Genomic DNA, 12,828 nt, shown 5'->3' with positions numbered 1-12,828 from the left:
GACTGTTAGGTCCGTCGCGCCGTAAGCACGGGCTGATAGAAGCCGCTGTCCTCCGGCTCGTGCCAACTGACGTCTGTGAAGCCCGCGTCGGCCACCGCATCGCTCAACTGGCCGCGGGTCAGGGCCCAGGAGGTGACATGGCGCACCCGCACCTCCCAGCTGTCCCGCACGGGGAGGAGCTGGAAGTACTCCTGGTCGTACCGCTCGCCGTCCTCGTGCCAGCGCCACAGCTGGAAGGTGATCACCCGGCCTTCGGCGGTCGTCGACAGCTGGGGAGGCGTCGACGTGGGCCGGGTGGCCCGGAGCTCGTCGTAGTCCCGGATGCTGATCATCAGGAGCCCGTCGTCGCGCAGGACCCGCCGCATGCCGCCCAGAGCCGTACCGACGTCGTCGGCGGTGAGCAGATGCGCGAGGGAGTTGTCGGCACAGACCACGACGTCGAAGGCGGCTGACCGGAACGGCAGCGCCCGCATGTCCGCCACGGTCACCGGAAGACGGAGGCCCCGGGCCGCGGCCTCGACGGCGGCCCGCGCGACCGCGGCCGGGCTCAGATCGCTCCCGATCACCCGGTGTCCGACGCCCGCCAGCCCGATCGCCTGTGTGCCGATCCCACATGAACAGTCCAGTACCTGGTGTGGTCCCGCACCCAACCGAGCCCGGACGACTCCGTCCAGTGCCGCCGCCTGGCGGGCCATGCTCGCGTCCCAGTCCGGGAAGATCAGGTGGTAGTCGGCGGCTAACGCGTCGTAGAAATCCCGGACGGAGGACATCACTCCCCCGCCTCCAGCACCGCCATCGCCGCGTTGTGCCCCGGGACCCCGCTCACGCCGCCACCCCGCACCGCGCCCGCCCCGCACAGCAGGACGTTCGCGTGCCGGGTCTCGACGCCCCAACGGCCGGTGCCGTCCTGGGCGTACGGCCAGGTCAGTTCGCGGTGGAAGATGTTGCCGCCGGGGAGTCCGAGGTCGCGTTCCAGGTCGAGCGGGGTCTTCGCCTCGATGCAGGGGCGGCCGTCCGCGTCGGTGGCCAGGCAGTCGGCGAGGGGTTCGGCGAGGTGGTTGTCCAACTGGGCCAGCGTCGCCTTCAACAGCTCGTCGCGTACGGCGTCGTTGTCCCGTTCGAACAGCCGCGCCGGAGTGTGCAGACCGAAGAGCGTGAGGGTCTGGTAGCCGTCCTCGACCAGGTCCCGCCCGAGGATGCTCGGGTCGGTGAGCGAGTGGCAGTAGATCTCGGAGGGCGGCGCGGCGGGCAGCGAACCGGACGCGGCCTGGGCGTGTGCGGCGGCCAGTTGGTCGTAGCCCTCGGCGATGTGGAAGGTGCCGGCGAACGCCTCGCGCGGGTCGACGGAGGTGTCGCGGAGCCTGGGCAGCCGCTTGAGCAGCATGTTCACCTTGAGCTGGGCGCCCTCGGCGGGCGCGGGCGGCTCGTCGCCGGTGAGGGCGGCCAGTTGCTGCGGCGAGGCGCCGACGAGGACGTGCCGGGCGGCTACGACACCCTCGCCGTCGGCCGTGCGGTAGGTGATCTCGGCGGCGCGTCCGTCCGTGTCGATCCGTACGGCCTCGTGCCCGGTGGCGAGTACGGCGCCGGCCTCGCGCGCGGTGGTGGCGAGGGCGTCGGTCAGCGCGCCCATGCCGCCGACGGGGACGTCCCAGGCGCCGGTTCCGCCGCCGATGACGTGGTAGAGGAAGCAACGGTTCTGCGCGAGGGAGACGTCGTGGGCGTCGGCGAAGGTGCCGATGAGGGCGTCGGTGAGGACGACGCCCCGGACCAGGTCGTCGGTGAAGTTCTCCTCGATCGCGACGCCGATCGGCTCCTCGAAGAGCATCCGCCAGGCGTCCTCGTCGTCCACGCGGCGGCGCAGTTCGTCGCGGGTGGGCAGCGGTTCGGTGAGCGTGGGGAAGACCCGCTGCGCGAGGCGGCCGGTCATGCCGTAGAGCCGCTGCCAGGCCGCGTACTCGCGGTCGCCGCCGGTCAGCCGGGCGAAGGCGTCGCGGGTGCGGCGCTCGCCGCCGCCGACGAGGAGGCCGGTGGGACGTCCGTCGCGTTCGGCGGGGGTGTACGACGAGATGGTGCGGCCGCGGACGCGGAAGTCGAGGCCGAGGTCCCGCACGATCTTCTTGGGCAGCAGGCTGACCAGGTACGAGTACCGGGACAGCCGCGCGTCGACGCCGGCGAACGGGCGCGTCGACACGGCGGCGCCGCCGGTGCCGTCGAGGCGTTCCAGGACGAGCACGGAGCGCCCGGCCCGGGCCAGGTAGGCGGCGGCGACCAGGCCGTTGTGGCCACCGCCGACGATGACGGCGTCGTACGTCCGGTGTCCGTGTCCCTCGTGTGCAGGCATGGTTCTTCGTAACACGAGGTGATCTAGGTCGGCCAGAGGGGGGACGGGCACCGTGCCCTCAGTGACCGCCGGACGCCCGCCCCTGCCGCAGCGCCGCCACCCGGCGGTACAGCTCGACCGCCTCGGCGTTGCGGCCGAGCTGTTCCAGACAGTGGGCCTCGTCGTTGCGGCTGGCGAGGGTGTCGGGGTGGTCCGGGCCCAGCACGCGCTCGCGGGCGGCGGCCACCCGGCGGTACTCGGTCAGGGCGTCGGCCCACCGGCCCAGCCAGCCGAGCCCTACGGCGACCTCGCGGCGGCTGACCAGGGTGTCGGTGTGGTCGGCGCCCAGGACGCGCTCGCGGATGGCGCACACGTCGCGGGACTCGGCGAGGGCCTCCTCCCAGCGGCCGAGCCGCCCGAGGTTGACGCCGAGGCCGTGGCGAGCGCGGAGGGTCTCGGGGTGGGCGGGGCCGTGGACGCGGGTGCGGTCGTCGATCAGGTCGCGGTAGAGCTTGAGGGCGTCGGCGCTGCGGCCGAGGCGGCCGAGGCTGATGCCGATCTCGTAGCGTGCGGCGAGGGTGTCGGCGTGGTCCGCGCCGAGGGCTCGCGCGCGGGCCTCGGCGACCTCGCCGTAGGTCTGAAGCGCCTCGGGCCAGCGGCCCAACTGGCCGAGCGCGTAAGCGACTTCATATCGCGTGACCAGGGTGTCGGGGTGGCCGGGGCCCAGCACGCGGGCGCGGGCGGCGGCGACCTCGCAGGCCATGCGGTACGAGTCCTCCAGGCGGCCGAGCCGGCTGAGGTTGAAGGCGAGGTTGTGGCGGCAGCGCAGGGTGTCCGGATGGTCGGGGCCCATCGTGCGTTCCCGGGCGGCGAGCACGGACGTGTACACCTGGTGTGCGTCGAAGTGGCGGCCCAACTGGCCCAGGACGTAGGCCATTTCCTGCCGGGCGGCGAGAGTGTCGGCGTGGTCGGCGCCCAACCCCCGTTCCCTGGCGCGGGCGACGTGGGTGTACTCGTGCAGGGCGTCGGCGGCGTGGCCGGTGCGGCTGAGGGTGAAGCCGAGTTCGTAACGGCTGGCGAGGGTGTCGGGGTGGTCCGGGCCCAGCAGGTGCCGGCGTTCGGCGGCGACCGCGCGGTGCACCTCGCCGGCCTCCGCCCAGCGGCCCAGCCTCCCCAGGCTCAGGCCCGCGTTGTGACGTCCGGCCAGGGCGTTGAGGGTCTCCGTGGGCGGTGCGGACGGTGACTCCGGCGCGGGTTCCCCGGCGTGGCCTGTGGTCGGGCGGGCGATCCATTCGCCGGTGAGTCCGGCTCCGGCGTCCGGTGGGGTGGTGCGCAGTCCGGCGCCGGTCGCCTTGTGCCCGGTGGTCATCCCGCGCGTCCAGGACGGCAGGCGCGCTTCGCGGAAGGCAGGCTCGGACACCGGCTCGGAAACGACTTCGGACGGGCGCAGTTGGGGCTGCGGGGTCACAACGGTCGGTACGTACAGGGGTGTCGTACGCCCCATGGTGATCCGGCGGCCCAACTCCCGTGCGTCGTGCGGACGTTGCTCGGGGAGCTTGGCGAGCAGGTCGAGGATGACCTTCTCCAGGTACTCGGGCACTTCGGCCCGCTCGGCACGCGGCGGGCGGGGCGGGGTGTCGCGGTGGCCGATGAGGATCGCCCAGGCGTCGCCGAGGTCGAACGGCGGTGCCCCGGTGGTGAGTTCGTACAGCACGCAGCCGAAGGAGTAGAGGTCGCTGCGCTGGTCGACCTCGGTACCGCTGATCTGTTCCGGCGACATGTAGTGCGGGGTGCCCATCGCGATGCCGGTGCCGGTCAGCCGGGAGGTGAACCCGATGTCGGCGCCGAGCCGGGCGATGCCGAAGTCGCAGATCTTCACCGTGCCGTCGGACAGCCGCATGATGTTCGCTGGCTTCAAGTCCCGGTGCACAATGCCCTGTTGGTGGCAGTAGGCGAGGGCGGAGGCGACCTGCTCGGCGATGTCGACGACGTCGCCGACGGGCAACGGCCGTTGCTCGTTGTCCTCCAGGAGCTGGCAGAGATTGCGGCCGTCGAGCAGCTCCATCACCAGGTAGAGGACGCCGTCGGACTCGCCGAAGTCGTGGACGACGGTCACCCCGCGGTGCTGCAACGCGGCGGCCACCCGGGCCTCACGCCGGAACCGCTCACGCAGGACCCGGGTGAACGACTGGTCGTGGTGCGGGTTCAGCGGCTTGAGGCACTTCACGGCGACATGCCGCCCCAGCGACTCGTCCCGCGCACGCCACACCTCGCCCATGCCGCCGCGCCCGATCCGCTCAAGCAGGCGGTAGCGACCCTGGATCAGTCTGCTGTCCCCCATCTCCCGCGATCGCCCCCGTCAGTGTTCGTCCCGCCCTCCCCTGGCTCGTCCAGTATGGCGAGCGATCGCCCGACTTTGTACGGGGGTGGACGCGAGCCGGGGCGAGCCGTGACACGGCACACAGGATGAGCCTGGACGGGTGGTGCCGACGCACATGTGCGGGGACACAGCGCAACAGGGTGCCTGGGGCGTGGAGTTGCCGGGTGACGGTGGTGGGTGCGGGGGTCGGTTTGTCGGGACCCGGGGGCCGGTCTGCCGTAGAACTGATGGGCGTACGACGGCAGGGAGACGTACGGCTGGTGCTCCACGCGCCGTCGGAGCGCCTCGCGCGCCTCTGCCCCGCCCGGCTTACCGCTTCCGCGGTGTACCTGTGCAGGCCACGCCTCCGACATCGTTGTCGAAAGCGCGGCCTGCCCGAGGCGCGGCCCTACGGGATGCAGCCGGACCCGAAGGAGCACCGGACGCCGGGGAGCACGGTCGGCCTACGGCGTGTAGCGGGCGTCACTGCCGTACAGCTCCCTGGTGAACGCGGAGACATCGGCGCTGCGATCGGCGCCGTCGAGGTTGTATGTCAGATAGACGCCGTACCCCTCGCTGACCGTGCGGCGGGCGAGGCTGGCGGCCGTGCTCTGTGAGGTTCCGCCGATCGCGACGGCCGCCGGCGACAGCTTCGACTTGGGCAGGGCGATGGCGGGGACCTGCCAGGAGCCGTAGTACGGGTTCCAGGCGTAGTCGAACTTGGACGAGACGTCGACGCCGCCGTAGGACAGGCGCGAAGCGGCCGGGCCGATGTTGTAGAGGCTGATGATCTTGGCCGGCATGTTGGCGCGCAGTGCCGACACCAGGTACACGAACGAGCTGGCGTTGGGCTGGCCGGTGCCGTTGTTGCCGTAGTCGGCGTACTCGTCGTCGAAGTCGATGCCGTCGAGGCCGTACTTGGTCACGGTGTCCGACAGTTGTTTCGCGAACGTCGAAGCCGCCTGCTGGGACGGGAAGTTGGCGAAGCCCGCGCCCTGGTGGTTGCCGAGCACCGAGAGGACGACCTTGATGCCCTTCTGCTGCAACGGCCGTATCTGCGTGGCGGCGTTGTCGAGGACGCGTTGCACGTTCTCGTTGAAGTACAGGGTCGCCGCCTTCGTGCCCGTGTTGTAGTTGATGTTCGCCGCGAAGATCACGGCGACGTCGAAGACGTTGCCGCCGCCGTTGGCGAGGGCGTACTTGCCGACGTTCAGCATGCTGTTGTTGTTCACCTCGACGTACGCCACCGAGGTCGGTCCCTGTTTCGCGGCAACGGGGGCCGCTGCCGCGCCACTTGTGGCGGTCGCGCCCAAGGCGAGGGCCGCCATGGCCGAGAGCGCGAGCGCGGCCGTCCGTACTCTTCTCCGTACCGGAGTGAACATCGTTGATCGGTCTCCCATCGCATGGAGCGGCGCCCGCTCTGCTCGCGAGCGCCGAGTGAGGCTCCCGGCCCTTCCGTTCCCAGGACCGAATCCCCGGAACCATGCGAGAACTCGTCACGACTCCCACGCACGTCGCGCCGCAACTCCGAATCCGGGCAAGGGAGTTACCGGAACGCTACGCCGCCACGCTGTCCCAGGCCCGCGACCGGCAGAACCCACGGGCGACCGACGTCGACGTGATCACCACCGACGCGGACGAACCAGGAATCCACGCCACACACGACTAACGCCGCACCCTCGGCATCCCCAACCCGATCCACGAGATGATCTCCCGCTGGATCTCGTTGTTGCCGCCGCCGAACGTGAAGATCACGGCGGAGCGATAGCCGCGCTCCAGCTCGCCGTGCAGGACGACACCCGCCGAGCCCTCCTTCAGGGCGCCGGTCGCGGCGACGATCTCCATGAGCCAGGCGTACGCGTCGCGGCGGGCCTCGGAGCCGTAGACCTTGACGGCGGAGGCGTCCTGTGGGGTGAGGGTGCCCTCCTGGACGGCGTTCACCATCTGCCAGTTGAGGAGTTTCATCGCGTCGAGCCTCACGTGGGTGCGGGCGAGGAGGCGGCGGACCCAGGGGAGGTCGACGACGCGGCGGCCGTCGGCGAGTTTGGTCTCCATGGCCCAGTGCTGGACGTCGTGCAGGGCGCGGATCGCCATGGTGCCGTGGGCGGCGAGGGTGACGCGTTCGTGGTTGAGCTGGTTGGTGATCAGGCGCCAGCCCTGGTTCTCCTCGCCGACGCGTCGGGTGACGGGGACGCGGATGTTCTCGTAGTAACTGGCGGTGGTGTCGTGCGAGGCGAGGGTGTTGATCACCGTGCAGGAGTAGCCGGGGTCGGCGGTCGGCACCAGGAGCATGGTGATGCCCTTGTGCGGCGGGGCGTCCGGGTCGGTGCGCACGGCGAGCCAGACCCAGTCGGTGGTGTCGCCGTTGGTCGTCCAGATCTTCTGGCCGTTGACGACGTACTCGTCGCCGTCCCGTACGGCGCGCGTCTTCAGCGCGGCCAGGTCCGTGCCGGCCTCGGGCTCGCTGTAACCGATCGCGAAGTCGATCTCGCCGGCGAGGATCTTCGGGAGGAAGTACCCCTTCTGTTCGTCGGTGCCGAACCCCATGATCGTCGGGCCGACCGTGTTGAGCGCCATCAACGGCAGTGGTACGCCCGCCTGCGCGGCCTCGTCGAAGAAGATGAACTGCTCCATCGGCGACAGCCCGCGCCCGCCGTACTCCTCGGGCCAGCCGACGCCGAGCCAGCCGTCCGTGCCGAGCCGGCGGATGGTCTCGCGGTAGAAGCGCTTCTGGGCGGCCGGGTCGGCGTAGCGCGAGTAGGCGTGGTCGGGCACCAACTCGGCGAAGTAGGCGCGCAGTTCGGTACGCAGCCGCTGCTGCTCGGGCGTGTATTCGAGATGCACGGCGCCTCCAGGCTCCCCAAGGCCGGTCGTCCTGACGGCGCACACCGTAGAACGTGTTCCAGAAATAGGGAATGGCGAGGCGGCAATGCCCCTCGACGAAGCGGCGCTGCCCCTGAAGAGGCCGTAGGCGCGCGTCAGTTCAGCGTGGCCATGAACTCCGTGCACGCCCGCGCGCAGTCCCGGCACGCCTCCGCGTCCGCCTCGGCGCCCGGCTGCGCGTCGAAGACCTGCGCGCACTCCAGGCAGACGAGCAGGCACCACTTGGCCTGGAGGCGCAGGGCGGACTCGTCCTGGTTCTGCTCGGCCAGCATCCGGCAGGTCGCGTCGCACACCTCGGCGCACAGCAGCGCCTTGCGTCGTACGAGTGCCTCGTGGTCGGTGGCGTCCGGATCCGAGCGGCTGACGCGCAGCACACAGGCCCGCGCACACTCGGTGCAGGCCTGTGCGCAGGCGAAGCGGTCCTCCAGGAACCGGACGAGTTCCTGTTGCGTGGTCATCGCTGTCACACGGTCCGGGTTGCCGCTGCCGTCCACCGCAAACCCGGCAGAGCAGGCATCCGGGGTGCGCGCTCCCCCGCCGGTCAGTACGGTGCTGTCCAGGTGTTCGACCTTGGACACGAGGAACCGCGCACGTCATCGAGGGGTTGAGGCAGCATGGCCGGCAAGAAGGCGAAGAAGCTGCCGCGCGAGAAGTACGAGACCGAACTGCTGCGTCTGCAGACCGAGTTGGTGAAGCTCCAGGAGTGGGTGCGGGCCGAGGGCACCCGGCTGGTCGTGGTCTTCGAGGGGCGGGACGCGGCGGGCAAGGGCGGCACCATCAAGCGCGTCGCCGAGCACCTCAACCCGCGTGTCGCCCGGATCGCCGCACTGCCGAAGCCGACCGACCGGCAGCGCACCCAGTGGTACTTCCAGCGGTACGTCGAACATCTGCCGGCCGCCGGTGAGATCGTCCTGTTCGACCGCAGCTGGTACAACCGGGCCGGCGTCGAGCACGTGATGGGCTTCTGCACCAAGGAGGAGTACCAGCTGTTCCTCCGCCAGTGCCCCATCTTCGAGCGGATGCTGGTCGAGGACGGGATCGTGCTGCGCAAGTACTGGTTCTCGGTGAGCGACGACGTCCAGGAGGAGCGTTTCCGCCGCCGGCTGGACGATCCGCTGCGCCGCTGGAAACTGTCCCCGATGGACCTGGAGTCCCTCACCCACTGGGAGGCCTACTCCCGCGCCAAGGACGAGATGCTGGTGCACACCGACATCTCCGAGGCCCCGTGGTACGTCGTCGAGAGCGACGACAAGCGCCGGGCCCGCCTGAACATGATCGCCCACCTCCTCGGCTCCCTCCCCTACCGCGAGGTGTCGCCCCCGGTCCTCGAACTCCCGCCCCGCCCGCCGTCCACCGGTTACGAACGCCCGCCGCGCGACCTGCAGACCTTCGTCCCGGACCACGCGGCGAGCCTCTGAGCCGGTCGGGGCGAGGAACACCATGTCCCGCGGCCCGGGCGGGCGCGTCCTGGAGTGGCGGCGCCTGACGCCCGGAATCGCCACGCTGGCCGGATACCGGCGCGCCTGGCTGCGCGGCGATCTGCTCGCCGGAGTCACGGTCGCCGCGTACCTCGTCCCGCAGGTGATGGCGTACGCCGGGGTCGCCGGCCTCCCACCGGTCGCCGGCCTGTGGGCGATCCTCCCCGCGCTCGCCCTGTACGCCGTCCTGGGCTCGTCCCGGCTGCTCTCGGTCGGCCCGGAGTCGACGACCGCGCTCATGACGGCGACCGTGGTGGGCCCGCTCGCGGCCGGCGACCCGAGCCGCTACGCCACGCTGGCGGCCGCCTTGGCGGTCACGGTCGGTCTGCTCTGCCTCGTCGCATGGGCGGTACGGCTCGGCTTCGTCGCCGACCTCCTCTCCCGCCCGGTCCTGATCGGCTACCTGGCGGGCGTGGCCCTGATCATGATCGTGGACCAACTCCCCAAGCTCACCGGGGTGTCGACGACAGGTTCGGCCTTCTTCCCGCAACTCTGGTCGTTCCTACGGCACTTGCATCAACTCCACGTGCCCACGCTGGTGTTCGCCGCCGTCACGCTCGCGTTCCTGTTCGCGGTGGCGCGCCTGTCCCGGATGGTGCCGGGCCCGCTGCTGGCGGTGGTGCTGGGCACGGCTGCCGTGGCCGCCCTGGACCTCGACGACCGCTACGGCATCAAGGTGATCGGCCACGTCCCGGCGGGGCTTCCCACGATCGGCCTGCCGGACCTCACCGAACTCCCCCACCTGGTGCTGCCCGCGCTCGGTGTCCTACTGGTCGCGTACACCGACTTCATCCTCACCGCCCGCGCCTTCACCGGCGGCGACGAGGACGACGGCCCCGGCCTGGACGCCGACCAGGAGTTCCTGGCGCTGGGCGCGGCCAACCTCGGCGCAGGCGTCCTCCACGGCTTCCCGGTGAGCAGCAGCGCCAGCCGCACCGCGCTGGCCTCGTCGGCGGGCGCCCGCAGCCAGACGTACTCGCTCATCGCCGGGGCGGTCGTCCTCTCGGTCCTCCTCTTCCTGAGCCCCCTGCTGTCCCGCACTCCCTCGGCGGTACTCGGCGCCCTCGTCGTCTACGCGGCCGTCCGCATGATCGACCTCACCGGCTTCCACCGCCTGGCCACCTTCCGCCGCCGCGAACTCCTCCTGGCCCTGGGCTGTTTGGCCGGAGTGCTGGCCCTGGACATCCTCTACGGCGTGATCGTCGCCGTAGGCTTGTCGGTGGCCGAACTCCTCACCCGGGTGGCCCGTCCGCACGACGCCGTCGAGGGCCTGGTTCCCGGTGTCGCCGGCATGCACGACGTGGACGACTACCCGCTGGCCCGCACGATCCCCGGCCTGCTGGTCTACCGCTACGACTCACCCCTCTTCTTCGCCAACGCGGAGAACTTCCGCCGCCGCGCGCTGGCCGCTGTAGCCCAACAGGCCGTCCCTGTCCGCTGGTTCGTCCTCAACGCCGAGGCCAACGTGGAGGTGGACATCACCGCCCTGGACGCGGTCGACGAACTCCGCCGCGAACTCGCCCACCGGGGCGTCGTGTTCGCCCTCGCCCGGGTCAAACAGGACCTCCTGGCCGACCTGGAGGCGTACGGCCTGGTGGACTCGGTCGGCACCGACCACATCTTCCCGACCTTGCCTACGGCTGTGGCGGCGTATCGGGAGTGGAGCGGTGCGCCTGACCAGGGGGCGGCGGGGTCGGTGACGTAGTGCGCGTTCTCGTCGTGGAGAGGCTCCGCAGGCAGAGGCGGTTCTCGCCGCTGCGCACCGAGCCGCACAGGGCGTGGCCGCGTCACCGAGCGGTGGTCGCTGCGCCTGTCGGGGAACTGAACCCGGCCGTCCGCAAGGCGCCTCTCACTCTGGTCGAGGCCTACGTTCGCGGGGATCCCATGTCCCGGTTGCGCTGGACCCTTGGCGCGCGCACGGCCGGCGATGTCTACGGCGGCGCCTCGGTAGGCGTGCTGTCGTGTTCCGGCGTCAGCCGGCCGCTCGCGCCGAGGAGACCGCGGTGCGGGCCGCGTGTTCGACCGTCGCGATGCCGCCCGCCATCGACGCGTTGCCGTCGGAGAGGACCGCGACGAGGTAGTGGTGCGTTCCCGAGGTGACCCGTCCGACGCTGTTGATGTCCCACAGGCCGGTGGTGCTGCGTTGCAGCCAGCCGTTCTTGAGCGCCCATCCGGAGTCGGAGGCCGCCGAGACGCCCCATGACTGTCCGGCGTCGATACGGGTCATCAGCGTACGGATGTAGTTCCGGGACGTCGTGGTCAGTGCGGACCCGCTCGCGGACGAGGTCCCACCGTCGGCGAACACCGCGCGCAGCAAGCGGATCTGGTCGGTCGCCGTGGTGCGTGTGAGTCCCCACGTGCCGCCGGCCCCGCCCACCGTCGAGGACAGCCCGAGTCGCTTGTTCACCGCCTCCAGGCCGGGCGCCAGGCCGATCCGCCGCCAGAGCGCGGTCGCCGCGTCGTTGTCGCTGCGCTCGATCATCGCCTCGGTCTCGGTGCGCTCCTGCTGGGTGAGGCCGCGGCCGGCGTCCTGCGCCTGGAGAAGCAGCGCGGCGAGGATGTCGACCTTGATGATGCTGGCCGTGTCGTAGGGGACGTCCTTCCCCCGCACCTGCGGCTGCCGGTCGGGGTGGTCCAGGTCCAGCACGGCGGTCGTCACGCGCGCCTCGCTCCGCGCAGTCGCCGGTGTGGTTCCGGTTCCGGAGCTCACCGATGTCCCGGTGCCGGCCGCTGCGGCCGGACCGACTACACCGGCCGTGATGAGGGTGGTCACGAATCCGGTGAGAAGCGCTGCGGACAGGCGGGTACGCCTGCCGCTCCGGCCGGGCGTGCTCGCGCTCCGCGTGGTCGGTCGGGGGTTCGGGCGGTACGGCATGGGGCCTCAACGATTCGGGGGCAGAGACCTGCGAAACGTAGACGAGGCAGCGGTTCCGTGACGTGACCGGTGCCACGAAAAGGCCCTAACCGGACGATTTGTGAAGATAGCCACAGCTCCAGGACGGGCCTGCACCTGGCCGGGACATGCGGAGCAATCGTCCATGGCTCCGGACACTGCCTGCCGGTGCCCTGCCCTGCCTGAACCCAGTAGCCCCCAGGACCCGAGGAGGCATAGGCAGGCGCGGGCCCTCGTGGATCGGGTGGGTGGACTTCTCGAAGACCTGGAGCACCGCGTACTTCCACCGGAGGACGCTGCGCCGGGCAGGGGGAATGTCCGATGCGAACTTCTACGACGTGCAGACCGACGAGGATTTCTGGGTCTCCGGACCGAAGCGGGACCGCACCGACACCCGCTACGGCCCAGCCAACCCCGAAATCGAGCCGGAAGCCGTCGAGGCCTACAACGCCTTCCTGAAGGGTGCACCCTTGCCGGGCCGGGAAAACGGCTAGCCTCGCGAAACTCATCCGCAGCCGTCACCCATGACATCGGGGACGCACGTCGAGGTGAGCGTGCCGCACATGTCCCCGGACACCATGTCCCCCCACTCTCCCGCCCCGCACCCTTCCCCACTCCGCTCCGCCCTCCGCGCGCGCGGAACGTGGCGCGCGCTGACCGGCGCCGTCGTCCTGACACTGAGTTCAAGGCCAAGACCACCACGGTCGGGTCCCGCACCTCCAGCGGCTGGGGCGCCTACGTCAAGGGCACCGCCCGCATCGACTTCGTCCAGGCACTCGGCTTCCGCAACAACCCGAAGGTCGACGCCAAGGCGGGAGGGACGGCGTCCTCGACGAAGGTGACGTCCCTGACGTCGTATCGGACGTCGTACCGGACTTGAATCTTCCGGTCGCTA

12 protein-coding genes are annotated in these 12,828 nt (G+C 70.9%); 5 read left to right on the top strand and 7 right to left on the bottom strand.

Going from position 1 to position 12,828, the window contains the following annotated elements:
* Positions 1-5: 5 nt before the first annotated feature.
* The 4 genes from OG714_RS47805 to OG714_RS47790 form a co-directional block, all read right to left on the bottom strand.
* The gene (locus OG714_RS47805) at positions 6-770 is read right to left on the bottom strand and encodes a class I SAM-dependent methyltransferase (protein ID WP_406130731.1); all 765 of its coding nucleotides are present in this window, start codon (positions 768-770) and stop codon (positions 6-8) included.
* Positions 770-2,341 carry a phytoene desaturase family protein gene (locus OG714_RS47800; protein WP_406130729.1) on the bottom strand — a complete coding sequence of 524 codons (1,572 nt, stop codon included), beginning with the start codon at positions 2,339-2,341 and terminating at the stop codon, positions 770-772. The genes OG714_RS47805 and OG714_RS47800 overlap by 1 nt, the downstream gene beginning before the upstream one ends.
* Positions 2,342-2,399: 58 nt before the next feature.
* Complete coding sequence (locus OG714_RS47795) at positions 2,400-4,661, bottom strand: tetratricopeptide repeat protein (protein WP_406130727.1); 2,262 nt, start codon at positions 4,659-4,661, stop codon at positions 2,400-2,402.
* A 482-nt stretch (positions 4,662-5,143) separates the two neighbouring features.
* On the bottom strand, positions 5,144-6,061 hold the full coding sequence (locus tag OG714_RS47790; protein ID WP_406130725.1) for an endo-beta-N-acetylglucosaminidase H: 918 nt from the start codon (positions 6,059-6,061) through the stop codon (positions 5,144-5,146).
* Between the two features lie 101 nt (positions 6,062-6,162).
* On the opposite strand from OG714_RS47790, the gene OG714_RS47785 reads away from it, so the two are divergent.
* Positions 6,163-6,348 carry a hypothetical protein gene (locus tag OG714_RS47785; RefSeq protein WP_406130724.1) on the top strand — a complete coding sequence of 62 codons (186 nt, stop codon included), beginning with the start codon at positions 6,163-6,165 and terminating at the stop codon, positions 6,346-6,348.
* Here the strand turns inward: OG714_RS47785 and OG714_RS47780 are convergent.
* Both OG714_RS47780 and OG714_RS47775 read right to left on the bottom strand, forming a co-directional pair.
* Positions 6,345-7,523 carry an acyl-CoA dehydrogenase family protein gene (locus tag OG714_RS47780; RefSeq protein WP_406130722.1) on the bottom strand — a complete coding sequence of 393 codons (1,179 nt, stop codon included), beginning with the start codon at positions 7,521-7,523 and terminating at the stop codon, positions 6,345-6,347. The two genes, OG714_RS47785 and OG714_RS47780, sit on opposite strands and share 4 nt — an antisense overlap.
* Positions 7,524-7,657: 134 nt before the next feature.
* Positions 7,658-8,020 (bottom strand): ferredoxin, encoded by a 363-nt coding sequence (locus OG714_RS47775; protein ID WP_406130720.1) that lies wholly within the window; start codon positions 8,018-8,020, stop codon positions 7,658-7,660.
* A gap of 156 nt (positions 8,021-8,176) precedes the next feature.
* Between OG714_RS47775 and ppk2 the strand changes: the two genes are divergently transcribed.
* Together ppk2 and OG714_RS47765 are read left to right on the top strand one after the other, a co-directional pair.
* Positions 8,177-8,980, top strand: a complete 804-nt coding sequence (gene ppk2, locus OG714_RS47770) for a polyphosphate kinase 2 (protein ID WP_406130718.1) — start codon at positions 8,177-8,179, stop codon at positions 8,978-8,980.
* A gap of 22 nt (positions 8,981-9,002) precedes the next feature.
* Positions 9,003-10,745: a SulP family inorganic anion transporter gene (locus OG714_RS47765; protein WP_406130716.1), complete on the top strand. Its 1,743-nt coding sequence runs from the start codon at positions 9,003-9,005 to the stop codon at positions 10,743-10,745.
* Positions 10,746-11,012: 267 nt separating this feature from the next.
* Here the strand turns inward: OG714_RS47765 and OG714_RS47760 are convergent, their stop codons facing one another.
* Positions 11,013-11,915 (bottom strand): serine hydrolase, encoded by a 903-nt coding sequence (locus tag OG714_RS47760; RefSeq protein ID WP_406130714.1) that lies wholly within the window; start codon positions 11,913-11,915, stop codon positions 11,013-11,015.
* 266 nt (positions 11,916-12,181) lie between these two features.
* On the opposite strand from OG714_RS47760, the gene OG714_RS47755 reads away from it, so the two are divergent.
* A complete protein-coding gene (locus OG714_RS47755; protein WP_406130712.1) occupies positions 12,182-12,427 on the top strand; it encodes a hypothetical protein in 246 nt (81 codons plus the stop codon).
* A gap of 149 nt (positions 12,428-12,576) precedes the next feature.
* On the top strand, positions 12,577-12,813 hold the full coding sequence (locus tag OG714_RS47750; protein ID WP_406130711.1) for a hypothetical protein: 237 nt from the start codon (positions 12,577-12,579) through the stop codon (positions 12,811-12,813).
* Positions 12,814-12,828 lie beyond the last annotated feature (15 nt).

Source organism: Streptomyces sp. NBC_00989 (genome assembly GCF_045162655.1).
In the GTDB taxonomy this organism is placed as follows: domain Bacteria; phylum Actinomycetota; class Actinomycetes; order Streptomycetales; family Streptomycetaceae; genus Streptomyces.
This window is presented reverse-complemented; position numbering and strand designations above follow the sequence as displayed.